The 25,949-nt window shown below is 63.2% G+C and carries 18 protein-coding genes and 1 pseudogene; 4 read left to right on the top strand and 15 right to left on the bottom strand.

The genetic code is table 11. The annotated features are described in order from the left end of the window. Positions 1-597: 597 nt before the first annotated feature. Both ABEA12_RS09575 and dinB read right to left on the bottom strand, forming a co-directional pair. Entirely contained in the window at positions 598-975 is a 378-nt protein-coding gene (locus ABEA12_RS09575) for a DUF3040 domain-containing protein (protein WP_210102590.1), read from the bottom strand. A 176-nt stretch (positions 976-1,151) separates the two neighbouring features. Beyond that, entirely contained in the window at positions 1,152-2,354 is a 1,203-nt protein-coding gene (dinB, locus tag ABEA12_RS09570; RefSeq protein ID WP_210101193.1) for a DNA polymerase IV, read from the bottom strand. A gap of 101 nt (positions 2,355-2,455) precedes the next feature. Between dinB and ABEA12_RS09565 the strand changes: the two genes are divergently transcribed. Continuing rightward, positions 2,456-3,562 carry a polyprenyl synthetase family protein gene (locus ABEA12_RS09565; RefSeq protein ID WP_210101194.1) on the top strand — a complete coding sequence of 369 codons (1,107 nt, stop codon included), beginning with the start codon at positions 2,456-2,458 and terminating at the stop codon, positions 3,560-3,562. 105 nt (positions 3,563-3,667) lie between these two features. Here the strand turns inward: ABEA12_RS09565 and ABEA12_RS09560 are convergent, their stop codons facing one another. After that, positions 3,668-4,024: an Rv2175c family DNA-binding protein gene (locus ABEA12_RS09560; RefSeq protein WP_210101195.1), complete on the bottom strand. Its 357-nt coding sequence runs from the start codon at positions 4,022-4,024 to the stop codon at positions 3,668-3,670. 200 nt (positions 4,025-4,224) lie between these two features. Between ABEA12_RS09560 and ABEA12_RS09555 the strand changes: the two genes are divergently transcribed. Then, on the top strand, positions 4,225-5,760 hold the full coding sequence (locus tag ABEA12_RS09555; RefSeq protein WP_210101196.1) for a LysM peptidoglycan-binding domain-containing protein: 1,536 nt from the start codon (positions 4,225-4,227) through the stop codon (positions 5,758-5,760). A gap of 79 nt (positions 5,761-5,839) precedes the next feature. On the opposite strand, the gene ABEA12_RS09550 is transcribed toward ABEA12_RS09555, so the two are convergent. From ABEA12_RS09550 to ABEA12_RS09530, 6 genes and pseudogenes are all read right to left on the bottom strand, one after another. Continuing rightward, positions 5,840-7,315, bottom strand: coding sequence for a sensor histidine kinase (locus ABEA12_RS09550; RefSeq protein ID WP_210101197.1), 1,476 nt, complete (start codon positions 7,313-7,315; stop codon positions 5,840-5,842). 4 nt (positions 7,316-7,319) lie between these two features. Continuing rightward, entirely contained in the window at positions 7,320-11,123 is a 3,804-nt protein-coding gene (locus ABEA12_RS09545) for an NAD-glutamate dehydrogenase (protein ID WP_425571769.1), read from the bottom strand. A 528-nt stretch (positions 11,124-11,651) separates the two neighbouring features. Further along, a pseudogene (locus ABEA12_RS18690) lies at positions 11,652-12,131 on the bottom strand (hypothetical protein); the annotation flags it as partial. 105 nt (positions 12,132-12,236) lie between these two features. Further along, positions 12,237-13,445, bottom strand: a complete 1,209-nt coding sequence (locus tag ABEA12_RS09540; protein ID WP_210101199.1) for a CpaE/TadZ family protein — start codon at positions 13,443-13,445, stop codon at positions 12,237-12,239. A 38-nt stretch (positions 13,446-13,483) separates the two neighbouring features. Next, positions 13,484-14,137 carry an SAF domain-containing protein gene (locus tag ABEA12_RS09535; protein ID WP_210101200.1) on the bottom strand — a complete coding sequence of 218 codons (654 nt, stop codon included), beginning with the start codon at positions 14,135-14,137 and terminating at the stop codon, positions 13,484-13,486. Between the two features lie 190 nt (positions 14,138-14,327). After that, positions 14,328-14,873, bottom strand: a complete 546-nt coding sequence (locus tag ABEA12_RS09530) for a hypothetical protein (protein WP_210101201.1) — start codon at positions 14,871-14,873, stop codon at positions 14,328-14,330. Between the two features lie 120 nt (positions 14,874-14,993). Between ABEA12_RS09530 and ABEA12_RS09525 the strand changes: the two genes are divergently transcribed. Together ABEA12_RS09525 and ABEA12_RS09520 are read left to right on the top strand one after the other, a co-directional pair. Continuing rightward, positions 14,994-15,773, top strand: a complete 780-nt coding sequence (locus tag ABEA12_RS09525; protein WP_210101202.1) for a LysM peptidoglycan-binding domain-containing protein — start codon at positions 14,994-14,996, stop codon at positions 15,771-15,773. Positions 15,774-15,856: 83 nt separating this feature from the next. Further along, complete coding sequence (locus ABEA12_RS09520) at positions 15,857-16,540, top strand: Rv3235 family protein (RefSeq protein WP_210101203.1); 684 nt, start codon at positions 15,857-15,859, stop codon at positions 16,538-16,540. Here the strand turns inward: ABEA12_RS09520 and secA are convergent. From secA to mtrB, 6 genes are all read right to left on the bottom strand, one after another. Beyond that, entirely contained in the window at positions 16,537-19,257 is a 2,721-nt protein-coding gene (secA, locus tag ABEA12_RS09515; RefSeq protein ID WP_210101204.1) for a preprotein translocase subunit SecA, read from the bottom strand. The two genes, ABEA12_RS09520 and secA, sit on opposite strands and share 4 nt — an antisense overlap. 77 nt (positions 19,258-19,334) lie before the next feature. Next, complete coding sequence (locus tag ABEA12_RS09510; RefSeq protein WP_345467841.1) at positions 19,335-20,519, bottom strand: winged helix-turn-helix domain-containing protein; 1,185 nt, start codon at positions 20,517-20,519, stop codon at positions 19,335-19,337. 60 nt (positions 20,520-20,579) lie between these two features. Further along, a complete protein-coding gene (gene hpf, locus ABEA12_RS09505; protein WP_210101206.1) occupies positions 20,580-21,296 on the bottom strand; it encodes a ribosome hibernation-promoting factor, HPF/YfiA family in 717 nt (238 codons plus the stop codon). A gap of 146 nt (positions 21,297-21,442) precedes the next feature. Continuing rightward, positions 21,443-22,330, bottom strand: coding sequence for a ComF family protein (locus ABEA12_RS09500; protein ID WP_210101207.1), 888 nt, complete (start codon positions 22,328-22,330; stop codon positions 21,443-21,445). 89 nt (positions 22,331-22,419) lie between these two features. Next, on the bottom strand, positions 22,420-24,135 hold the full coding sequence (locus ABEA12_RS09495) for an LpqB family beta-propeller domain-containing protein (RefSeq protein WP_210101208.1): 1,716 nt from the start codon (positions 24,133-24,135) through the stop codon (positions 22,420-22,422). Next, on the bottom strand, positions 24,128-25,939 hold the full coding sequence (mtrB, locus tag ABEA12_RS09490; protein WP_210101209.1) for an MtrAB system histidine kinase MtrB: 1,812 nt from the start codon (positions 25,937-25,939) through the stop codon (positions 24,128-24,130). Before mtrB ends, ABEA12_RS09495 begins: the two co-directional genes overlap by 8 nt. Between the last annotated feature and the right edge of the window lie 10 nt (positions 25,940-25,949).

Below are 25,949 nucleotides of genomic sequence, written 5' to 3'. Positions count from 1 at the left end.
GCCTTTCGGATCGAAAGAGGCAACTTGCCCCATTCCCCTCTATTTCGCTCCACTTTACTCCACAAGCCTCCACTGTCAACGACCATTTTCAGTTTCTGAGGGCAAAAGAGAACGAAAACTGTTGATTTTCCGCGGTAAAACGGCCTGGGTGTGAAGTGGAGGGAAAACGGATTCAGACCAAACTCCCAGAAAGCGACAAGCGCCGCGGGCGAACATGGCGCGCTGGAAGAACACCGGATTTTCGGGGATCCCGGGCGATGGCCATGGATAGGACCCCGCGGACGGGGCGCCGCGGGTGGCGAGTGGAGGGAAAAGGAGGCCACTAAACCAGGTGATACAAAGGACGGAATAAAAATTGCGTCGATTGGTCTTACTCGGCGAGTCGCGGCCTTCGGCGCCAGGCGCAGCTCTACGCGCCCTCCGCGTAGGACTTGCTGACCCATAGACCCGGCAGACCTGAAGTCATTGCCACCGCCGGCCTTTCCCGGTCAGAACCCTGGCCCTTAAACGGGTCAAGACCCCGCACAGTGCGGGGCCTTGTTGACTTTGGAAAGATGCGAAACGCTAAATTTCGTTCGAAGAGGTCAAGGTGTTGGCTTAGGAGGAACCGTGCTCGTCACGCTTTCGTTGCTCCCACTTGTTTTCCAGGTCGTTCATGAATCCGGACTTCTGCTGGCTGCTAGATGCGCCGGGCATTCCGGTTTTCCTGCTGCCGCCCCTGCGCGAAAGGGCCAGATACACCCCGCCAAACATGACGATGAATCCCAAGACGCCGACGAGAATCACTTGGCTCGAAACACCAAAGATCAACACACCGATCCCCACGATACCGATCAACACGCCCAATGCGAGGTTACGCGTTGAATAATTCCCCGCTGTCGACGCAGACTTCATCGTCGAGGCGAAGCGATGATCCTCATGTAGCTGCTTTTCCAGCTGCTCCAGAAGACGTTGCTCATGCTCGGAAAGTGGCATCGTCTCTTCACCTTTCACTTCACGGTCCCGGCTCTCGCCTTTACCTACTTGAACGTAATACACCTTGGCAATGTTCCCGGCCGATGCGACTAGCTAACTACTACTTCCAGAATAGTCCTGAATCTCGCTAATAAGGTAGTCAGGATTCAACTCACAGCGGACTCACGGGACATCCCCTAAGATGGTCCTGGTGTTTCCTCACGCTTTTGACCGTGCTCAAGCAGTGAAGCAGGCTTAAGCGCCCCGGCGGGAAACCGGGAACGGATCATATCCATGGCTTCCTCGGTCTGGCGCCAGTTGTCATCCCGGGGATCAATGCTCAATTGCATGCCACCTCCGGCATCGCTCAGCTTCTCCGCACGGATGCCCACAAGCCTGACGGCCTGGGGCCGGCTCCCGAGTTTCGCGAGCAAGGCCTCCGCCGCCGAGACCAGGTCCCCGGCGGAATTGCTCGGCACCGGAAGCGTCCGGCTGCGGGAAAGCGTCGAAAAATCGCTGTACCGAAGCTTCAATGCAACCACCCCGGCGATCTTGTCGCTCTGGCGCAGCCGGGTGGCAACCCGGTGGCCAAGATGCAGTATTTCACGACGCAACATCGCGTCATCCCAGATATCTATGGCGAAGGTCTCTTCGGCGCCGATCGACTTTTCCTCGCGTTCGGTTTCCACCGGCCGGTCATCACGCCCCCACGCCAGGTCAAAGAGGTGGTTCCCCGTGGCACCCAACCGCCGGCTGAGGGTGTTCTGCGGCGTATGGGCCAATTGCGCCACAGTGGTAATTCCCATTTCGCGCAACACCAGGGCCGTCTTGGCCCCTACTCCCCAGAGCGCGTCAACAGGCAGGGTGTGCAGATACGACAGCGTTTGTTCCGGGCGGATCACCAGCATGCCATCGGGTTTGGCACGCGTGGAGGCCACCTTGGCCACGAACTTCGAGGCCGCTACACCCACGCTTGCCGGCAATGCCAGCTCCGAACGCAGTCGCTCGCGAATCATCTGCCCGATGGCTTCCGGTGGACCCAGCCGGCGGATGCTCCCGGTCACATCCAGGAAGGCCTCGTCCACACTCACCTGCTCGACCAGCGGAGTGAATTCGCTGAAGATCGCCATGATCCTGGCGGAGTAGGCCACATACAGGGAATGGGTTGGTTCGATCACCACTGCGCGCGGCGCCAACCTGACCGCCATAGCCATGGGCATCGCGGATTTCACCCCCAAAGCTCGGCAATCATAGGACGCCGAAAGCACGACGGAGCGTTCCCCCGGGTTTCCGACGATCACCTGGCGATCGGCCAGTTCGGGACGGGAAAGCAACTCGACGGATACGAAAAACGCATCCATGTCAACATGCAATATCGCTCGTGCGTTGCCTTGGACCATGGGTTGAAGTCTATCCAATGAGCCAGGCAATCCAGCTGGTGCCGACGTCACGGCTAGAGTTAAGGCCAAGACAACTGTGTACGACCCGATGGATGGAACTCATGACATTTTTTGCTGCGGACACCTCCGACCCCGAAAAGGCACGGGAACTTTCCGCAGACTTTTCGGCACGGCTCGAGGCCTTGCTTTCGACTTTTCTTGCCGAACAACATGCAGTCATCTCGGATATCGCCCCGGCCGCCGCCGAGATCGTCACCGCCATTGATGAATTGACCCGCGGAGGGAAGCGCCTGCGGCCCCTCTTCGCATTCTGGGGCTACTTGGGCGCCGGTGGGGATCCCCGCGCGATGGACATCGTTCAGGCCGGCGCCGCCCTTGAACTCTTCCAGGCCGCCGCGCTGATCCACGACGACCTCATCGACCGTTCCGACACTCGTCGTGGCCAGCCCAGCATGCACCGGAGATTCGAGTCCCTGCACCGCGCATCGGGCTGGCACCGGGATGCATCCAGGTTTGGCGAAGCCGCCTCGATCCTTGCCGGAGACCTATGCCTCTCGCTCAGCGAGCAGCTCTTTGCCACCATCCCCACGCCGGTGCCCGAGGCACGGATGATTTTTGACCGGATGCGGGCCCAGGTGATGGCAGGGCAGTACCTTGACGTCCTTGAGGAATCAGCAGGCCCGGCATATGGCCCCGCCGAGGCCGTCAAACGTGCCCGGACCATCGTTCGATACAAGTCGGCTAAGTACTCCGTGGAGAATCCGACGCTGCTCGGTGGGGCGTTGGCCGGGGCGCCGCAAGGCCTGTTGGAGGAATATTCCGGTTTCGCGCTGCCTCTGGGCGAAGCCTTTCAGCTGCGTGATGATGTCTTGGGCGTCTTCGGTGATCCTGCGGTTACCGGGAAGCCTGCCGGCGACGACCTGCGCGAGGGAAAGCGCACCGAGATCATCGCCCACGCGCTGACCTTGGCGTCTTCGGCGGACCAGGAGTTCATCCAAACTCGTCTCGGCGCCGATGACCTGCAGGAAGACGAGGTCGTGCGGATGCGGGACCTGCTGGAATCCTGCGGCGCTCTGGAGGCCACGGAGGCCTCCATCGCAGAGCTCTCCGAACAGGGACTGGGCGCCTTGGATGAGCTTGATGTGACCTCGTTTGCGCGCCAGGGGCTGAGGACCCTGGGGCTGGCGGCAATCCGACGCACTTCCTGAGGCCTTCGGCCGGGAACACGAAAGCGACGGGCCCCATCCGGCAATCCGGATGAGGCCCGTCGCTTTGTCATGGCTCGAGGCCGGGCCTTGCGGGAGTCACGTTTTTTACCAGCTCAGCGCCTGGGCGCGGCGGCGGATTTCGGTCTTGCGACCGGCGCGCAGTGCGTCCATGGGGGTACCGTTCAGAGATTCATCGGGAGTAAAGAGCCACACGAGCAGTTCGTCGTCCTCGTAGCCCGAGTCCTGCAGCACCGAGATGGTGCCCTTGAGGCTATCGACAACGGCACCGTCCAGGATAAACGCCGCGGGTACGGACCTGATGTTTCGCGCTCCGATGCGCACCGCGATGATGGCACGTTCATCGATCAAGCTGTGGACCCTTTTGATGGAAACGTCCAGCGCTTCGGCAAGGTCGGGCAGGGGCAGCCACTCGGCTACTAGGTTCTCAAGGTTGCTCACCATTCCAGCGTGCCACATCATGGGGTGGTTCTGGAGCCATACGGGTGATTTCTTCGTGGGATTTTTCACAAATCTGACGTGGTGGTGTAAATTCACATTGGTCACACCTGCACCATGAGTCACACAATGCACAGGAGCTACACTCCTGTGTATTCGTTTGCGACCGAACGATTCGTCCTTGTCCCAACCCAAAGGATCGCTCCATGTCACTTCCCCACCACAAGCGCGTCAGAGCCATGGGCGGCGCCGTAGCCACGGCAGCAATCCCTGCAGTGGTCCTTGGCTCCCTCGCGCTACCTGCCCAGGCTGCTCCGCTGCCCACCCGTGAGGCGCTCGCGCCCAAGGCGGCAACCCCGGCCATGCTCAAGGCAGCCGAAGCACGAATCAGTGCCCACCTGGTGGCATCCCACGTTCCGGGTACCGTGACCCCGCATTCCAAGAAGAGCGGAACCGTCACCGTCAAGAAGAACGACACACTCTCACATATCTCCGTACGCACCGGAGTCTCGGTTTCGGTACTCAAGAAGGCCAACGGGCTCACCTCCGACATGATCAAGCCCGGCCAGGTGTTGCGCCTGAGTGCCAGCAGCTCTCCAAAGGCGACGGGCAGCAAGGCCCCCTCGGCCTCGAAGTCCGCAAGGGGCTACAAGGTCCTCCAGGACGATGTCATGGGCGCGATCGCCCACAAGCTCGGCGTAAGTCTCAATGAGGTCCGCAAGGCTGCGGGCAACCCGGCCAAGGACACGATCTACGTCGGCCAGGTGCTCCGCTTCGGCTCGGCCGGATCCCCTGCCCCCTCGAAGTCCGCGCCGAAGTCCAATTCCTCCTCGCAGGGCACCTACACCGTGAAGCCGGGCGACACTCCCTCGACGATCGCCATCCGTCACAACATGTCGGTCTCCTCCTTCATGCAGCTGAACAACCTGACCAACGGCGATATCATCAGGCCCGGCGACAAGCTGAAGCTCAGCGGATCAACGGGTAGCCCCGGAACGCAGAAGCGGCCCCCGGCGCCAACGGCACCCCCAGCACCGAAGAAGCAGTCCGGCAACGCCAGCTACACGGTGGTTTCCGGGGATACCCTGGGACATATCGCGCTCAAGACCGGCACCCCGCAGAACACCATCCTGCGACTGAACCCCGGACTGACGTACGCATCCGTGTTGAAGATCGGCCAGAAACTGAAGGTCGGCGGATCGGCGGGGAACTCCGCTCCGCGCTCGTCGGACGTGAACCCGACGAACTCCAAGCCGCTGGTCAAGGACAACTTCCTGGGACGCACCTACGATTCGGGCGTGGTCCGCTCGGCAAACGAAAACAAGCGCGAGCTGCTCTCGCGCAACCTTCCCTCGCGTGCGTCCATGAAGTCGATGGTCGCCAACACCGCGCGCCAGATGGGCGTCGATCCCTCGTTGGCCCTGGCACATTCGTTCCAGGAATCCAGCTTTAACATGAATGCCGTGTCCCCGGCAAACGCCGTGGGCGTCATGCAGGTCATCCCCTCGGCCGGCCAGTGGGCCGAGGGCTTGGTGGGACGCAAGCTCGACCTGTTGAAGCCACAAGACAACGTCACCGCCGGGATCGCCATCATCCGGGCTCACCAAGGCAGTGCACCGTCGGTTGAGATGGGCATCGCCTACTACTACCAGGGTGCAACGGGCGTCAAGCGCAACGGGATGTATGCAGACACGAAGAACTACGTAGCCAGCATCCTGGCACACCAGAAGAAGTTCGGCTAGCACCACCGCGCCGCAGCAAAAGGGTGGGCCACGGATCCGCAAGGAATCCGCGGCCCACCCTTTTGCGGCCTTTTGGTAGCTAGCGCTTGGCCGCGGCCGGCAGTTCGATCACAACCCGGGTGCCCGGCCCCTTGCGGTCCTCCCAATGGATGTTGCCGCTGAGCTCGCTGGTGACCAAGGTGCGAACGATCTGCAACCCCAAGCCCTCGGTTCGCGGACCCTCGGGCAGCCCCACCCCGTCATCGGTGACCGAGACCCGCAAGATGTCCTCCCCCGCGGCGTTGCGGTTCCTCGCCGCGGCAAGGACCACCGTGCCGTCGCGGTTAGCCAGTCCGTGCTCAACGGCATTGGTGACCAGTTCGTTGATGACCAGCGAAAGCGGGGTCGCCAGTTCGGCCGGCAGATGGCCGAACGCACCTGACTTCTCGGTGGTGACCCTCTGGCCCGGCGAGGCGATTTCCACGATCAGCCGGAACTGCCTGTCGATGAGCTCGTCGAAGTCCACGTTCTCGCTCAAGCCTTGTGACAGGGTCTCGTGAACCGCTGCGATCGTGGCAACACGGCGCATGGCCTGGTCTAGGCCCTGTCGGCCCTCATCGGACTTCATCCGGCGCGACTGCATGCGCAGCAGCGCCGCCACGGTCTGCAGGTTGTTCTTCACCCGGTGGTGGATTTCGCGGATCGTCGCGTCCTTGGAGACCAGCTCCTTCTCGCGGCGGCGCAACTCGCTTACGTCGCGGCACAGCACCAACGCACCGTAGCGGCCCTTGGCGTTGCGCAGCGGTATCGCGCGCAGCGACAGGGTGACGCCCATCGACTCGATCTCGGTGCGCCAGGGCATCTTGCCCGAGACCACCAGCGGCAGGGCCTCGTCGGTCAGCCGGCGGTCCTTGACCAAGGACATCGTCGTCTCGGAGAGCGACTTGCCTTCCAGGGTCTCCGCGACCCCCAGCCGGCGGTATGCCGAGACGGCGTTGGGGCTGGCGTACTGCACCACGGCGTCATCATCCAGCCGGATGAATCCGTCGCCCACGCGCGGGGCGCCGCGCCGTGATCCGGTGGGGGTGGCGAAGTCGGGCCACAGCCCCCGGGTGCACATGCGCAGCAAATCCTCGGCACATTGCTTGTAGGTCAGTTCCAGCCTCGAGGGCATGCGTGAACCGGCGAGGTCGAAGTGCACCGAGAGCACCGCAAGGGTGCGCCCGTTGCGCACCAGCGGCACGGCCTCGATGAGCATCGAGTGCTCCCCCGGCGTGGGTGTTGCGGCATCTGAACGAACGATGTCCTGGGACCGCCAGGCCGCCTCGACCAAGTGCTTGAGGTCCTTGCGGATCCTCTCGCCCACGAAGTCGGTGTGGAACACGGTGTGCGAGGTGGAGGGACGCACATGGGCCAACGCCTTGTACGTCCCCTCCGGGACCGGAAACCACAACACCAGATCGGCAAACGCCAGATCGGCAATGAGTTGCCAGTCCCCCACCAGCAGGTGGATCCAATCTTCATCCCCAGGACCAAAGTCAGCGTTTTGGCGAAGTTGGTCGTTGAAGATGGCCAAGGGATTACCTCCGTACGATGGACCGCAACAGCCGCAGAGCCACCGAGAGGGACGCCATGTCATCGCGTTCCAGCCGATTCACTTCCGCGAACATGTTCTGTGCACGATCAAGGTTAGCCGCGTTTGCCTCCATCCACAGCTCCACACGCACATTGGGATCCGATTCGTTCTCGGTGCCTGCAACCACGTCGCGGGTGAAGTCGATGATCGTGGAGTACAGGTCATCGCGCAACGCGGCGCGGGCCAGTGCCTTCCACCGGTCATCACGCGGCAGCGCGGTGATCCGCTCGAGCAAAGCGTCGACGTCGAAGTTGGCGTAGAGCACGTAGTAGACCTCGGCCAACTCCGCTGGATCGACCCCGGTGCGGGTTGCCTCCGCGGCGATGTCCAGCAGGGCGAAGGACTCGAACTGCTCGGACCAACGCGTAGCCAGCCCATCACTCAGGCCCCATGCCATGCCGTCGGCCTTCCACCGGGCCACTCGTTCTGCATCGACGCCGCGCAGCAGCGGACCGATCTTCGGGCGCAGCGACTGCACGGTCGGACCGAATGCGGCCACGGCGCCATCCAGCGAATCCTCGCGATCCACGTGGTGGATGTACCAGCGGGTGGCACGGTCCAGCAGCCGGCGCATGTCTAGGTGCAGGCGGCACCAGTGCGTTGAGTCGAAGGAAGCGGGCAACGCGTTGATCGCATCGATCTGCTCGTCGAGCTTGTAGATCTCGCGCAGCGCAACGAACGCCTTGGCGACCTGGGCCGCGGAGGCCCCGGTCTCCTCCATCACGCGGAATGCATAGGTGGTTCCGCCGATGTTGACCATGTCGTTGGCCACGACTGTCGCAATGATCTCGCGGCGCAGCGAATGGGAATCCAGTTCCTCACCGAAGCGCTCGGAGAGCTGGCGCGGGAAGTAGTTTCGCAGCGTTTGGGCAAAGTGTGGGTCATCGGGCAGGTCGCTGGTGGCCAGCTCGGTTGACAACTGGATCTTTGCATAGGCAACCACCACGGCAAGTTCCGGCCCGGTTAGTGAAGCCCCAGTGGCCAGGCGCGCCTCGAGTTCCACGGTTGATGGCAGGAACTCGATCTCACGGTCAAGGTCTGCGTGCTCCACCAGCCAATCCATCAGCCGTTCAAAGGCAGGGGTCCAGGAAGCAAGTTCCTGCCTGTCGGTGAGCAGCAGCACGTTCTGGTCAAAGTTGGTCTGCAATACCAGCCTCGAGACCTCCTCGGTCATCGAATGCAGGAATCCGGCCCGTTCCTCGACCGACAGCTTCCCGGCCTTGACCATCCGGTCAACGAAGATCTTGATGTTGACCTCGTGGTCCGAGCAATCCACGCCGGCGGAGTTGTCGATGGCGTCGGTGTTCAGGATGACCCCGTTCAGCGCCGCCTCGATGCGCCCGCGCTGGGTCATGCCCAGGTTGCCGCCCTCGCCGATGACGCGGGCACGGATCTGTGCGCCGTTGACGCGGATCGCGTCGTTGGCGCGGTCCCCGACCTCGGCAGGGGATTCGTCGGCCGCCTTGACATAAGTGCCGATGCCTCCGTTGTAGAGCAGATCAACGGGGGCACCCAGGATGGCCTTGAGCAGGTCGTTGGGAGCCATCGAGCTCACCGTGGCCTCCAGTCCAAGGACCTCGCGTACCTCGGGGGAAACCGGTATCGACTTCATCGACCGGGAGAACACCCCTCCGCCGGTGGAGATCAGCTCCTTGTTGTAGTCGGCCCATGAGGAACGCGGAAGCTCGAACAGGCGCTGGCGCTCCTGGAATGCTGCCTCCGGTTCCGGGCTCGGGTCCAGGAAGATGTCCCGGTGATCGAAGGCGGCAACCAGCTTGATGCTGCGGGTGCGCAACATGCCGTTGCCAAAGACGTCACCGGACATGTCACCCACGCCGGCCGCGGTGAATTCTTCGCTCTGGGTGTCGATGCCCAGCTCCATGAAGTGGCGCTTGACCGATTCCCACGCACCGCGCGCGGTGATGCCCATGGCCTTGTGGTCGTATCCCACCGAGCCGCCGGAGGCGAAGGCGTCGCCGAGCCAGTGGCCGCGTTCGAGGGAAATCTCATTGGCGATATCGGAGAACGAGGCTGTTCCCTTGTCGGCGGCGACCACCAGGTAGGTATCGTCCCCGTCCAGGCGCACAACGTTTTCCGGGGGCACCACGCGTTCGCCGGATTCATCGGCGACGAGGTTGTCGGTAATTTCCAGCAGTGAGCGGATGAAGATGCGGTAGGCGGCCTTGCCTTCCTCCATCCATGCGCCGCGGTCGATCGCGGGGTTGGGCAGGGCCTTGGCGAAGAAGCCGCCCTTGGCTCCGCTGGGCACGATCACTGCGTTCTTGACCATTTGCGCCTTGACCAGGCCCAGCACCTCGGTGCGGAAGTCCTCTCGGCGGTCGGACCAGCGCAGCCCGCCACGGGCAACCTCGCCGAAGCGAAGGTGCACGCCTTCGACGCGTGGTGAACAGACCCAGATCTCGTACTTGGGGCGCGGGAAGGGCGCGTCGGTGATCTGGCCGGGCAACAGCTTGAATGCCAGTGCTGCCGGGTCCAGGTAGTAGTTGGTGCGCAACGTTGCCTCGATGAGGTTCACGAAGCGGCGCAGAAGCTTGTCGGCATCCAGCGTCGGGACCTTGTCCAGCGCCACGTTGAGGACCTCGTGGGCGGTTTCGACCGCGGCCGCCGATTCCTCGGTGCCCAGTGCCGGATTGAAGGTTCCCTCGAAGAGGGCGATGAGCCCGTGGGTGACATCCGGATTGGCCACCAGGGTGTCGTTCATGAAGGTGTAGGAGTTCGAGGCCCCCAGCTGGTGCAGGTAGCGGCAGTAGGCGCGCAACAGGCCAACTTGCCTCCAGGTCACCGACTCAAGGAGCACCAGCCGGTTCAGGTTATCCGACTCCGAAACGCCCCGCACCACAGCGGAGTAGGCATCCGCCAGCAGCTCCTCGGAATCCACCGGGTCAATGCCCTCGGGGAACTTCAGGCCCAGATCGTAGAGGTAGCGGGGGTCCGAGCCAGCCGGGGTGATGGCGAAGGGCCGTTCCTCGATGACGTCCAGGCCTAGGTTCTGCAGCACCGGAAGGATCTTGGACAGCGAGAGCGGAACCTTGAGGTAAAGCTTCATCCGGGCGTTGACCTCGGAATCCTCGTCCTCTTCGGGCACATAGAACTTCACCACGGGCCCGACGTGCCCGGGCTCCGCGTATTGGCCGAAGCGTTCAATGTCGGCCAGTGCGTCCTCGACCTCGAAGTGGACGCGGTAGGCCGGAGGGAAGGCCTCTGCCCACCTGTTGGACAGTGCAGTGCCTTCCTCGGCTCCGTACTGCTCGTTGGCCGCGACGCTGACGCCTTCGGACCAGGAACGAACGGCCGCGACCAGCTTGGTCTCCAGTGCGGCGCGATCCACCACGGGGGTAAGCCCGTGGCGCTGCAACCGGATCCGGTAGAACAGGCGCACCAGCGCGGACTCGCTCATGCGTACGTCGAAGTCCATCGACTCGGCGTTGAACGCCTTGGTGAGTTCCTTCTCGATACGCAGGCGCACCCCGGTGGTGTACCGATCACGCGGCAGGTAGACCAAGGCGGACATGAATCGACCGTAGACATCGGGGCGAAGGAAGAGCGAGGTGCGGCGGCGTTCCTGAAGCCGCAGAATGCCCAGCACCGTGTCGGTGAGCTGCTCGACGGAGATCTGGAAGAGCTCGTCGCGCGGGTAGGTCTCCAGGATCGTGACGATGTCCTTGCCGGAGTGGGAGGCGGGAGCGAATCCTGCGCGCTTGAGCACCGCTTCGACCTTCTCGCGCACCACCGGGACGCTGCGCACCGATGAGGTGTAGACACTCGAGGCGAACAGGCCGATGAAACGACGTTCGCCGTTCACGTTGCCCTCTGCGTCGAAGCGCTTGACGCCCACGTAGTCGAGGTAGATTCCGCGGTGCACGGTGGAGCGGGAGTTGGCCTTGGTTATTACCAGGGCGCGCTTGTCCCGGGCCATTGCCCGTCCTCGCTTGGTGAGGTGCTGGGTGTCGCGTGCCGGGACGGCATTACGCATCATTCCCAGGCCGGAGTCGATCTGCAGGCGCAGCACGTCTTCGTTGTTTTCGGTGATCAGGTCGTATTCGCGGTAGCCCAAGAAGGTGAAATTACCGGCATCGAGCCAGTGCAGAAGGTCAATGGCGGCGTCAAGGTCAGGGATTTCCTCGGCCCCGACGACGGTGGAGAGCGAATCGGCGATCTCGTGGGCCTTGTTGCGCATCGGGGCCCAGTCCTCCACCGCGGCGCGCACGTCCTTCAGGATACGTTCGAGACCGGAGATCAGATCGGCCACCGCTTCATCCGAGGGATCCCCGCCGAGTTCCACGGAGATCCAGGATTCGACCGCGGCGTTGCGGTTCTCGGCGATCAACGCGGAGATCTGGGGCAGTGCGACGGTGTCGCCGCTGGCCACGTGGTCGTTGGCAGACACCGAGTCCAGCGAGGTGAGGTGTCCGTCTGCGCCATCTCGTCCGACCAGGAAGGTGGGGTGGACCACGACGTTGATGGCAACTTTCTGCCTCACGATTTCCGCGGTGACCGAGTCAACAAGAAACGGCATGTCATCGGTGACCACGTAGACCATGGTCGTTCCGGCATGCCGGGTGACTGCCACGCGGGCCGTCTTGGGCTCTCTTTCCCAACCTACGGTCAGGTGGGCCGCCACACGAGCTTCGAGTTGCTGGGGCGAGTAGGCCACTGCATCTTCTGGTGCCAACTGGCCGTAGTAGTTTGCTACCAAATCGGCAGTTAGCGTCTCAGCGATGAAAGTTTCGGACATGCTGGACTCCGACGAGTTCAAAAAGAACGCCTCCGTGGATCGATGTGCGTTTCGCACCATTGCGCAACGCTTGTGTTACAACACTATCCCGACGGGTTACGGACGTCACCTCGAAGGAGCCAAACGCCGCAAAAGCGTCTGTTTGGCCCGAACCTGATGCCCGGCCAGGGCGGCAATGGCCACCCGGAGGCCGCAATGCGGTGCAATCTCTGCTAGCGCGCTTCCGGCCAGCAGCGCCGCTTCCACCGCTGCGGGATCGTTGGGAAGGTAGCAGGAAACCGGCAGCTCGGGCCCGAAGCGTTCCCAGGTCTCTGCAAGCGCGTGGCGCGGGGAGGCTCCGGCGTTGGCCACGGAAACCTTGTTGAACAGCACCTTCACCGGAAGTTCGCCAAGTACCTCGTGCATTTCCTCAAGTGCCCGGATCAATCGCGGGACCCCGATGCTGTCGGCGGCCCCGAGCGCAAAGACCTCATCGGCAATACGCAGCATGGCTGCCGTGACGCCGTTGCGCTGCGGGGCGGCGGTGTCGAAAGTCAGGTCCTCGTCGAGCTCCAGGGGCGCTGCGACATCGATGACAATGACATCGCAGCTTTCCTGCAGCGCCAACACGGCGCGGCGCAATGCCGTGGGGCGCAGTTCGGGCCACCGGCTGGCCCGCGGCAGGCCGGTGGCCACGCGCATGCGTGCCCCTGCGATCACCACCGGCGCACATATCCGCTCGAGCGTGGCTGCATCGAACCTGCCGGTATCCACGGTGCGGCAGAGCTGTGCGATGCCTGCGGCCTCGTCGAGCAGCCCTAGCTGGACAGCTTGGGACGCCCCGTAGGTGTCGGCGTCCAGCAATACCACTTCGGCATTGGCCAGCGCGCATTCCACCGCGTAGTTCAGCGCAACCAACGAGCGGCCCGGGGATCCGACGGGGCCCCAAAAGACCACCACGCGCGCCTTTTTCCCAGGTTCCGCAGTTGCTTGGTCCCCCGCACTGTCGGGATCGGTGCCGTGTTCCCGGTGTCCCAGTTCGGTCCGCGCACGGGTGAGAAGGATACCCAGTTCCACGGCCGTGGTGCCGGTGCCGGCCACGTAGGCACCTGCTGCAGCCAGGCGCCGGCCTTGGGAGGCATCGTCGCAGAGCACCACCACCGGCACCCCGCGTTCGATCATCGCATCGATGTCTTGAGTTTCGGCTTCCTCCGCGGCTCCGGCCAGGATCACGGCGTCTGCCAGCCCGGTTTCGCACAGCGCGATCACCTCGACGATTTCCGTGCAACTGCGCGCCACCGTGAGCACCCCGCGGTGGCTTTCGAGTCGGTCCACTACGCTCCCGTCATCCCCATGCAACACCACAGAGATATTCATGAGGCACTGGCCGCTGGATTGAACACCACGGTGATGCGCGCGTCGTTGGCCATGGCCTCGAGCAGGTCGGCCAGGGCGGTATCGACCACCAAGACCTCGACCAGGGTGCCGGCGGTTCCCCCGAAGCCCGTGGCACGCTCGGAGCGTGCGGTGACCTCTGCCGAAGGCAGCAACAGACTCGGAGGCGCGTAGGCATTCGCGTTGCGGTCCTTCAGCGAGACCCAGACATCGACGTGGGAGCCCGAGGAGATGGCGGCAGGTAGCGCGTCGGGCAACTCGATTGACACCGGACGGCGGTTGGTTCCGTCGACCAGGCCCAAGGCGCTGCGTGGCAGCAACTGTCCCGCCCGGATCAGGGAGTTGGCTCTGGTTCCATCGAGCAATCCCGGGTCGGCGGGAACATAGCCTTCCTCGAGTATGTCGAGTTTCACATTCACGACGTTGAGCTTGTCGGCGCTGATTTCCTCCCCCAAGGAGATATCCGATTTTGCCGAATACATCGGGGTGGTCCGGTCCACTGAGCTGGTCAGGGAGATAACCCCGACGCAGGAAGCCAACACGATCAGGATGCCCAACAGCAACCTAGGGTCCTTCCAGCTCGGCCGTGCCAACCGGCCGGCCGGCGGACCGGCTTCGTGAGCCTTGTCCATCTCGCACTCCCCACTTCGCCATGAGCACTTGCGTGCGCCATCTCCGCCCGGCTCCAACGGTGCGAGCCATCGCGCGATGTTCCATGCACGGGCGCAACTGCCCCCGGCTACGTTCTGGTGGACACCATACGCCGCCCCGTGGCCGGCCGATAGGGCAGGCGACATGATTGTGGATGGCCTCGGAGCGCGACTACTCCTCTCGGCGCACTCTGGCGATGGCGGAAAAGGGGATGAGCGAACGGCCCAGGACGGCAGGACCGCGGCGAAATTCGTCTTGCTCGTGCAGTGCCACTTCCACGAAATCCTGACCCACTTGGTCCAAGGTCCCGGTGGCTAAAAGCTGCCCGTCGATCCCCCCGATTCCCACCCTGGCACGATCGCGCACCAGCATTCGCAGGGCCTGGGAGAAACCCACGCGCCGCTGTCTCGTTTCCGGGCCCCGCCCGGCTTCCAGTCCCCTCCACCAGGCCAAGGCCCGAAAAGGAATCAGTTCCTCCCTACCGGCATGGGCCAGCATCAACCAGTCCCTCCCGATGGCGGAAAGTTCTCCTGAGGGGCGCTCGGCACCCAGCAGCTGTAGATCAACGCGTGTGCCCAGATGCCGTTCCAGGCGTTGGAGCATTGTTTGCCGTGCACGTTCGATTCGCACGATTTCCTGGACTTCGCTTATCCGGTTCCGGGCAGAATCGGCCTCGAATTGAGCTTCCAAGTCAGCAAAGAGCGATTCCCATCTCATGGTGCCAACCCTAGATCCCGGAAACTCTTCCGCCTACCCCTAGCTTCTACGCGCATCAGGTGTCATTATAATTGAACAAATGGTATCAAGTGATCACAAATCACATGAAACGAGATCCAAATGTGTTCGACAACATTTTGTGACAAGTTGGCGCTTGGAGCGGTCACGACACTTTCCCTGGCCATGCTCGGCTCTAGCTACGTCGTGTGGCGCAGGCTCCAGGAGCGCGCCGTCACCGGTGCCCCGCTGGATGCCTGGTCACTGGAACGGCTGACAGGACTTACCCTCGGCCTCTTGGGTGCGGCGATCATCGCCTGGTTGTTGCTTTGCGTGGCGATTGCCGCACTCGCCCACCTGCTCATTTCGGCTGGAGACCGCTTAGGCGCCGCGGCAGCTTCCTTGGTACCGGGGTTCATCGGCCGCTTGGTCATTGCCGGTCTCGGTGGTTCCCTCGCGCTTGCCGGTTGTGCCTTGGGTGCGGCCCCGGCCGGCGCCGCCGTTTCGGCTGCTGCCCCGTTGTCACCGCCGAAGTCCGCACCGAGGCCTATGGCCGAACTGAAAGGACCAGGGGTCATCCCCAACCCGGCCCGTGCCGGGGAACCAAACCACCCGAATCCCGAACTGCTCAGTCCGGGATTCATCCCGCATCGCGTGCCGTTGCCCCTGCCCAGGCTTGTCGGCGCAACCACCCGATCATCGAGCGAGGTCGTGGTGCAACGAGGCGACAGCCTCTGGGCGATTGCCGCCCGGCACCTTCCCGGTGACGCCGGCATCGAGGAAATCGCGTCTGCGTGGCCGCACTGGTACCACGCCAACTGGAAACTCATCGGCCCGGACCCCGATCTCCTGGAGGTGGGAATGGTTTTGCAGAAACCTGAACCGTCAACACCGAAACCCTGAGGGCTGATACCGGATAGCCCAATCCCGCCCCATCAACCCAATCCCAGCTGCAGGGACAATCACCAGCCCGCCAGGAGTCCACCATGTCCATCACCGCCATCGACCCGGCACCGGCAAGAAACATGCCGTTGCACACCCTTGAAAACGTCTATGCCTCACCCGATGCGCAGGGCGTGTTCCCCATCGAGGTACGCCGTTTCCCGGTCACGCTTCGCCGCGGATCGGCAACGCGCAGGCGCCGCTGCCTGCAGCCGGTGCCTGACGGTGAAGCCCCAAAGCCCCGGAGCCCGTCACCGCAGGAATCCAAGGCCGCCACCCGGGCTGAACCCGGCCGCCGGCCGGGCAATGTTTCCCTTCAGAGGAGCCCGAGTCCGGCGGCGCAAGCCGTGGCCGAACGACTCTTCCCCTCCAACGACGACCTCCTGTTTCCTGCCGCCTCTGTCGCAGCGATCGTCCATGCCGCTGCCCCGGCAATGCTGGAGGTGCTTGCCGGAGCACGGTCAGCGCACCAACTGGTTCGCGCGCTGAGCCCCGACTGCATGCTCAAGCTCGAATACCATGTGCGGCTCGGCGCGGCACAGAGGCCGGACCCCGACTCCTGTTGCTATTCCAACCCGAGGGTCATGGCGATGCGCGTCACCCAGATCATGCCCCTGGTCTTTGAGGCCGCGGTGGTCCTGCGCGACATGCAAAAAGTCCGTGCCACTGCCCTACGAATAGAGCGGTGGCACGGACGATGGCAGGTGACTGCCTTGGAAATCGGTTAGCGGCGCTTGCCCTTTTTCTTTTTGTTGCCGCCCTGCTTCGGTGCCGCGGCACCGGCAGTGCGCTCGATGTGGGTCGAGGCCTCGCCGCTTTCCTCCGGCGCCGTATATCGCAAGGTCGACGGGCGCTGCGGTGCATCGAGCCCTGGTGTGTTCAATGTCGGTTCGGTGGTCACCGAGCGCGCATCGGTGACACCTGGGAGCGAGATCTCCGGAGCCGCCTGGGTTTCGACTTCGATGTTGAAGAGCATCCCGATGCTCTCCTCGCGAATGGATTCCATCATCGTCTGGAACATCAGGAAGCCTTCGCGCTGGTACTCTACCAGCGGGTCGCGCTGGGCCATGGCACGTAGCCCGATGCCTTCCTTGAGGTAGTCCATCTCGTAAAGGTGTTCCTGCCATTTGCGGCCGATCACCGAGAGTACGACCCGGCGTTCGAGCTCGCGCATGTTCTCTTCCCCGACCGCTTCCTCGCGTGCAACGTACTGCAGGCGTGCGTCCGAAAGGATCTCGCGCTCGAGCAGGTCCGGGGTGATCTCGTCACGGTGGCCGGCTTGCTCTGATACTTCCTCAAGGGTGATCGAGATCGGGTAGAGCTGCTTGAGGTTGTTCCAGAGTCGCTTTAGGTCCCAGTCCTCGGAGTGGCCCTCCCCGGTTGTCTCGTTGACCATGGCCTTGACAACGTCTTCGAGGAAGTGTCCAACCTTCTCTTCCAGGTCTCCGCCTTCGAGGATGCGCCGGCGGTCTCCGTAAATGGCTTCACGCTGGCGGTTCATCACATCGTCGTACTTCAAAACGTTCTTGCGCTGCTCGGCGTTGGTGCCTTCCACTTGCGCCTGCGCGGTCTCGATTGCCTTGGAAACGATCTTTGACTCCAGGGCCACGTCGTCGGGCATCGAGGGGTTGTTCATGATCCGCTGGGCGGCACCGGCATTGAAGCGACGCATCAGCTCGTCGGTCATCGAGAGGTAGAAGCGCGATTCGCCCGGGTCGCCCTGACGACCGGAACGACCACGGAGCTGGTTGTCGATACGGCGCGATTCGTGGCGCTCGGTGCCCAGAACATAGAGTCCGCCGGCGTCGGAGACTTCCTGCGCCTCGTTCTGCACCTGCTTCTTGGCGTTCTCGAAGACCGAGTCCCAGACACGCTCGTATTCCTCGGAGTTCGTTTCCGGGTCAAGCCCGCGGTGCTCCATTTCGGCCACCGCGAGGAACTCGGCGTTGCCGCCGAGCATGATGTCGGTACCACGGCCTGCCATGTTGGTGGCCACCGTGACGGAGCCCTTCTTGCCGGCCTGGGCGACGATCGAGGCCTCGCGGGCGTGCTGCTTGGCGTTGAGGACCTCGTGTCTGATGCCCTGCTTGGCCAGCAGGCGTGCCAGGTACTCGCTCTTTTCCACGCTAGTGGTTCCCACGAGTACCGGCTGGCCGGTGGCGTGGCGTTCGGCGATGTCCTGGACCACGGCGTCGAACTTGGCGATCTCGTTTTTGTAGATCAAGTCCGCCTGGTCCTTGCGCACCAAGGGCTTGTTGGTGGGGATTTCCACCACGCCGAGCTTGTAGGTGCCCATGAATTCGCCCGCTTCGGTCTGCGCGGTACCAGTCATGCCAGCGAGCTTCTTGTAGAGGCGGAAGTAGTTCTGCAGGGTCACGGTAGCCATTGTCTGGTTCTCGGCCTTGATCTCCACCCCTTCCTTTGCCTCGATGGCCTGGTGCATGCCTTCGGAGTAGCGGCGTCCGGCAAGGGAACGGCCCGTGTGTTCGTCAACGATCATGACCTCGTCGTTGATCACGACGTAGTCCTTGTCGTTCTTGAATAGTTCCTTGGCCTTGATGGCGTTGTTCAAAAACCCGATCAGCGGGGTGTTGGAGGCTTCGTAGAGGTTGTGGATTCCCAGGTAGTCCTCGACCTTTTCGATGCCTGGTTCCAGCACACCGATGGTTCGCTTCTTCTCGTCGACTTCATAGTCGGTGTCCAAGGATAGCCGGGTGACCAGCTTGGCGAACTCGGTGTACCAGCGGTTCACGTCCCCCGAGGCCTGTCCGGAAATAATCAGCGGGGTACGGGCCTCGTCGATGAGGATCGAGTCGACCTCATCGACGATGGCAAAGTTGTGTGCGCGTTGGACAAGCTCATCCGAGCTCCAGGCCATGTTGTCGCGAAGGTAGTCGAACCCAAACTCGTTGTTCGTCCCGTAGGTGATGTCGGCTTCGTATTGCTTGCGGCGCTCGGCGGGATCCTGGTTGGAAATGATGCAACCGTTGGTCAAGCCCAGGAAGCGGTAGACACGGCCCATAAGGTCGGACTGGTACTCGGCGAGGAAGTCGTTTACGGTCACCACGTGGACGCCCTTGCCGCTGAGGGCATTGAGATAGGCCGGCGCGGTGGCCACCAGGGTCTTGCCTTCACCGGTCTTCATTTCCGCGATGTTGCCCAGGTGAAGGGCTGCACCGCCCATGAGCTGGACGTCGAAGTGGCGCATGCCCAAGGTGCGGTCCGAAGCCTCGCGCACCGCGGCGAAAGCCTCGGGCAACAGGTGTTCCAGCGACTCGCCGTCGGCGATACGGGCCCGGAACTTGTCGGTTTCACCACGCAGCTCCGCATCGCTGAGAGCACGGAATTCGGCATCAAGCACGTTGATGGCGTCGGCGTATCCGCTCAACTTCTTCAGCGTCTTTTTGTCGCCGGTACGCAGGATACGTTCAAGCAGTGATGCCACGAGGCAGCTCCCAAATCTCTAGCACAGGATTTCTGGCCTGTTCAGTCTACGGGAGACTTTCCTGTCACCCGTGGCTTTTAGCAAATTTCGGGCGAGCTTAGTGAAAACTCCAAGGCTTCTGCCAGATTCCCGTTGGCCGAAACACTCACTTCGAACAGTCCCAGCCAACGGGCCATGGCCCACAATTCGTCTGCCAACTCCACTGCTGTCTCCTCCGGTGCTCCCGGCTCCACGAAGGCGCCTCGTACCAGCAGCCGCCCGCTGGACCTCTCCGCCTTCAGGTCCACCCTGGCCACCAGGTCCTCGCCCAGCAGGAAGGGCAGCACGTAGTACCCATGGACGCGCTTGGCCGCGGGCGTGTAGATCTCCAGTCGATAGGTGAAACCGAAGAGCTTCTCGATTCGCCTTCGGTTGAAAACCATGGAATCGAACGGTCCCAACAGGGCCCGGGCATGGGATCGGCGAGGCACGACGGTGCCGGGCAGCGAGTAGAAGGGGTCGCTCAGCCCTGCCACCTGGACCTTTTCCAAGGCCCCGTGCTCGCACAGTTCCACGAGTGCTGCCGAGGATTGGCGTAGCGGGAGCCGAAAATAGTCCGCCAGGCAGTGCGCTGTCCCGATCCCGTGCGCTTTGGCAGCGGCAAGGAGCAACCGGTCCATCCCCTGGCGACGCTCATGTGCATTTGCCGGGGCGGCCGGCTTCGGAAGGACGCTCCGCAGGGAGGTGTACCGACGTTCGAATGCGCTGTTCCGCCCTTCGCTACTAATCATGCCCTCGGCAAACAGTGCCTCGAGGGATCGTTTGGCAGCCGACCAGTTCCAACCCCATCCGTCGTTCGACTTGGGCTCATCGTGGCCCAGCTCGGCAGCAATCTCGCGCGAGGTACGTGGTTTGTCGTCCAGGAGCAGCCCAAGGATCCGCTGTGCCAGGTCACGTTCGTATTCATCGATGGTCTCCATGCTGCCGGGCCAGGAACGCCGCTGCCAGGGAACCAAGTCGTTGAAGTGCTCGCTTCGCACCAACGAGGCTTCGTGCGCCCAATATTCCACGACGCGACGCGGTTTCCTTACCGCCAAGGCGTCAAGCAGACCGGGGTCGTAGGGACCAAGGCGAGAGAAGATCGGCAGGTATTGTGCCCTGGCCAAGACATTGACCGAATCAATCTGGATCAGTTCGAGCCGGGCAAAGGTACGGCCCACCGCCCCCATCGTGATGGGGGCGGTGGGCCGTACTTGGTTCAAGCCTTGTGCTGCGATGGCCACGCGGCGAGCCTGTGCTGCTGAGAGTGTCTTCCTCATTGGCCCGTCGTCTGCGCCGGCGCCTTAGGCGTTGGCTGGCTGTGAATCATGGTCGCGGTATCGGCGGGTCTCCAGGGTCGACTCGTCGGTGGCTTCCGGGTCCAGGGTGATCGTCCCGTAGGAGTACTGCTGGTCTCCCTTGCCGTTGCGGGTGTAGACCACCGAGTGGGCTCCTGTTTCCGCATCCACAAAGAGGTAGAAGGGGTGGCCGATCATTTCCATGCGGTCCACGGCGTCATCGACGCTCATCGACTCAGCAGGGAAGACCTTGCGGCGGATTTCGATCGGAGGGGCCCCGTTCTCTGAGGCTTCGGCGGCCAACCGGGCTTCCTCGTCCAGCTGCGCCTGGCGAGTTGCATCGGCCAACGGAATCGAGCTGTCCGCCGGCTCCAGTCCGCTGGTTGCCTGGTGGACTGCCTTTGGTGTCTGGCGCCCGTGGTGGATCTTGCGACGGTCCCGGGCCTTGCGCAGACGCTCAAGAAGCTTGGCGAATGCAGTGTCGAAGGCCGCGAACTTGTCGGCGGCCTTGGCCTCGGCGCGGATCGCTGGTCCCCGTCCCAGAACCGTCAATTCGACGGTCAGAGCAGTTTCGGCGTTGCGCGCGTGCTGCTCCTTGGTGACCTTGATGTCCAAGCGCTGGATCTTGGTTGCAAGCTGGTCGACCTTGTCGACCTTCTCATCCACGTACTCGCGGAACCGATCCGTAACACTGACATTGCGTCCGTTGATCGTCATCTCCATGGTGTCCTCCATCATTACTCAGGTGACACATCAGCGACCGAAGAATTCACTCCTCCCGGCCGCTGAAGATGGGCTACTTTCCCCTCAAGGGGTGCCCATACTTCAGCCTATGACAGATGCAGTGAAAGGCAAGGATGTTGGCACCATTACTTCGATCGCGCTGAGCGAACACCCTGTTTCGGGTCCGGTGCGGGCGTAGCAGCCAACACCACGGCCCCGCACACCAGCAACCCGGAATCCGCCAGCGCACGCTGGGCTTCCGCCAGCGTGGCACCGGTGGTCAACACGTCATCGATGAACAGCACCTGGGCCTCCAACGAGAGCATCCGGGCCAATCCGCGCGTGTCGGGCGCGTCCAGGGTGCCCCGCACCACGGACCGCGCCCGCTTGCCCCTGCCCTTTTGTGCCGAGGCGAACTGGCCAGAGGCCCTGTATCGCACGAGGTGCTCCACCAACACCCTCTCGGGCAGCACCCGTGAACGGTTCATCCGCGCCAGCAGCACGCCCAACGGGAAATACCCACGTTTGGCCTTGGCACGCAATCGCGTGGGCACCGGCACCAGCACCACCGGGCGGCCGGGATCGGCAAGTTCCGCCACCGCGGTGAACACGGCTCGCGCCAGCGCCGGCACCAACACCTTGCCCAGGGCAGGCATCTGGTGGTTCTTGAACGCCAGGATCACCGCCGCCAATTCATGGTCGTAGATGCCAGCGGCAATCACCGGCAACGCTTCGCCGAGCTGGTTCACCGGAAGGGCATCGGCCCGGTGCTCCACGCGTTGCGGGTGCAGGCACGCAGTGCGCATGGCCTTGGAACACGTTGGACACAGCGTGGAATCGGGGCGTTGGCAGCAGACACAGTCAACCGGCAGCAACAGCGCCGCGGTGCTTGCCAGCGCGGCCCGCACCGCGCGTGCGCCGCGCTGGCACCAGAGCGCATCAAGGCACCGGGGCAAGCGGGGCCCGCTGGTGGTTCCAGCCGGAGGCTTCCTCCGGTAGATGGCATCCGGATCCTTGCGCTTCCAAGGTTTCATGCAGACCAGTGTGCATCGGCCACGCGCGATACGGACCAGAAGGCCTCCGGGCTGTGGAGGCGACCTGCTGGCCCAACACCGAGTGGAGATCACCCGGGGTAGGCGAGATCCCTGACCTTGGACTTCATCGGGTGCCAGGAGCTACCTACCCTGGTGTACGTCTTGTCCTTGATTTCTGCATATACGGCACGGCGATCCCCTGCCCCGGCCGACAAATTGAGCATGCCCAGCAACGGCAGGTACTTCACCCGTGCCCCGGCAAGGCTGATTTCCTCTGCCTCGACCTTTTCGGTGGCACTGGTGGTGGAAACGATGATCGAGACATCGGAGTTCCACAGCGCCTGCGTCGCCGGAACCTCAGGGTAGATCCGCTTGGGCGGGGCAAAGCCTCGCGGGGACCCGTCTGCATCGCGCAGGATACCGCTGAGCGACACGCTAGTTTCCCCGTCCTTTGAGGAAACGATCACCACACGGGCCCCGTCGCGCGAGACGCGCAAGGAGGAAACATCAGCATCTGCGAGCCAGACGGCCGTGATCGGCCTGACTTTCCCGCTCAAGGCGATGTCGGCTGGTACCGCCAGCACACTGGTGGTCTTGGAATTGTCCACTGTCCAGGTCCACCCGTGGGCGTCCATGCTGGGGCGGACCAGATCCGTGCCGGTGGCGACGACCGAGCTTCGGCCCTCTTCGTCCACGGCGACCAACTCGGTGCGCTTTCCGTTCAAGAATGCATAGCGGTTCCCCAAGGGGCTCATCGCCGGCAGCCGAGGGTTGTACCTGGAAATGTTCCCGATGCCGCCAACCAGCCGTGAGGACTTGCCCTTGAGGTAGTACAAGGACTTGTCTAGCACACCGATCTGGGTGTCGGGCACCGACGGATCCACCTCGGCGACCAAGAATTCGGGCGCCTTTGGACCGATGTTGATCTCCGATTGCTCATCGCTCATCACCACCGAGCGCACGCTGGCCAGGCCGCCAAGCGTCAGCTCAAGCTGCTGCTGCATCTGCTGGCGGGAAAGTTCGGTCGAGTCAAGGAAGGTCCCGGAATTCAAGTCAACGGTTGCCCGACGTGATTCGATGGGCACGGAAGAACGCACCAGCGAGCTGCCAGTGGGGAAGGCGGAAACCACCGCGTTTTCCAGGTAGGGCGCAGGACCGGCCAGCAGCGCCTCGACGATGGATGCCGCCACGCCGGTGCGCGTCGGGAACCAGCGCACATCCGGAACCGCATAGGCGTAGCTGACGTCGTAAAAGTAGAGGGTCTGCGGGGCGAAGACGTGGGTGAACCTCTCCTGGTCGAGCATGATCCCGTCGGGTAGCGAGGAGATGCGCCACTGTCCTTCAATTTTCTCCAAGCCCACGTCCACCGCACGGGTGGTGTGCGGGGCCACATCTGTCCTTGTGCCCAGGTCATCGATTTCCGCCACGATCTCCAACTGGACGGTGAAGGTGTCGGTCTTGGCCCCGGGCAGCACCGAGGGCTGCCCGCCGTAAATCAGGGTCCGCACCGACCCCTTCCAGATCCCTGCCTGCTTGGGATCCAGGAATTCGCGGGCAACCTTGTAGTCGTCTTGGGAGGCGATGCCCGCCTCAATGAAACCGTCGACGATATCCATTTGGCTGGAATCCGCCTTGGGCCCCTGCGGGGTGAACTGCACAGTTCCGTCGGGATTGCTATTGCCACCGTCGAGGTCGATGGACTGGACCGGGGAATTGCTCGGGATCGCCGAGCACCCGGTGAGCACCAGCATCACGCCCAGGAGCGCGGCCAGCAGCGTGGAAAGCTTCGGGCGGTTCCTAATCATGCGGGTCCTTCCTTCCAGGGGTGTGCTCTCCGGCGCCGCGTGCCGGGGTTCCGTGGGCGCGCGGCTCATCGCTCAGAAGCGGCGCTGCGGGCTTGAACCCGATCGCGGGGATTTCCCCGGTGAGCGGGAAGGAAACGATCATCCCGCGGTCCAATACGGCGTCGGCCAGCACGATCGGTTCAAGGGGCAGCGGCGAGGCGATGATCGCCTCACCCAGGATCCTGGGCAGCGTCAGGCGGAAGCAGGAACCCACGCCGCGTTCGCCCCAGGCTTCCAGACGGCCACTATGCAGCCTGGTGTCCTCCATCGCAATGGAAAGCCCCAGGCCCGAGCCTCCGGTGGTCCGCGCACGGGCGGGGTCACCTCGCCAAAAACGGTCAAAGACCCGGGTGCTGGCTTCGTGGCTCATACCGATGCCGCGGTCGCGCACCGTGATCGCCACGGCATTCTCGTTTCCGGCCACGGTGATGTCGATCGGATTTCCCTCGCTGTGTTCCACGGCGTTCATGACCAGATTGCGCACCACGCGTTCGATGCGCCGCGGATCCATTTCGGCAACGCAACCACCGGCCGGGGTGCTCAAGCGCAGGACCGAACCCAGTGCCTCGGCGTGCGGGGTGGCGGCATCTATGACGCGGCGGGCAATCGAGACAAGGTCCGTGGGCTCTGGGTCAAGCACCGCGACACCTGCATCGAACCGGGAGACCTCCAGGAGGTCGTTGAGCAGTATCTGGAAGCGTTCGACCTGGGCGTAGAGCAACTCCGAGGAACGCTTATTGATCGGGTCAAAGTCTTCACGGGCATCATGCAGCACCTCGGCCGCCATCCGCACCGTGGTCAGCGGGGTGCGCAACTCGTGGGACACATCCGAGACGAAGCGCTGCTGCATCTGGGAAAGCTTCGCCAGCTGGTTGATCTGGTCTTGCAGGGATTTGGCCATGTGGTTGAACGAGTTGCCCAGCCGGGCGATCTCGTCCTCCCCGGAGACCGTCATGCGTTCTTCCAGCTCGCCTGCGGCAAGCTTCTCCGAGACCTGCGCGGCGGCGGCGACCGGACGGACCACGGCGCGGGTGACGTACCAGGTGATGCCGCCTACGACCAACAGCAGCAGTCCGCCGACAAGTCCCATCGCCCTGTTGATGAACTCGAGGGTATTTTGCACCGAGCTGAGGTCATAGACCAAGTAGAGCCCGTATTCGCGTCCCGGCGGCAGCGTCACCTTGGTGCCGAAGATGAGCCCGGGTCCGGACTTGGCCCCGGGATTGACCTCTATGGACTGCCAGAAGGTGCCGTTGGATTCCCGGACCTGGGTCGCCAGTGCCTCGGGCACGATACGCGAGGTCAAGTTTCCGCTGGCGGTGGGTCCCACGTAAATATTGTCGTCCCCGGGCAACGGGACCAGCACGAAGTCGCGCGGCACCAGGGCGGTGTCGCCCTCGAGGATCTTCAAGGTGCTGGTCACCAGCGTGTGGGTGCTTGAGCGGTCTGTGGTGGCCGCCGAATCAAAGATCGACTTCACCTGGCCCAGCCCCCGAACCGATTCGGATTCGACCTGGTTGAAGCGTTCCTGGAATAGACCGGTGGCGATCTGGTTGGACAGGAAGGCACCGGCCCCCATCAGGGCCACGGAGGTGAGCAGCACCGCCGAGGTCACTGTGCGGAAAAGCAGTGAACGGGTCCACCGCGAGCGGACGGCTCGGCGCGCACGGCGCAGCCCGTTCAGTGCCCGGCGGGGCCAGCCGGGTTTACCTCCGGCCCCCGCCTCGGGGGCTTCTTCCGCCTTTGCCGGCTCGACGGCGTTCATGCTTCCCGTC

The sequence above is a fragment of the Paeniglutamicibacter antarcticus genome (assembly GCF_039544305.1).
Lineage (GTDB): Bacteria > Actinomycetota > Actinomycetes > Actinomycetales > Micrococcaceae > Paeniglutamicibacter > Paeniglutamicibacter antarcticus_C.
The sequence above is the reverse complement of the archived record's forward strand: the minus strand, read 5'-3'. Positions and strand labels throughout refer to the sequence as shown.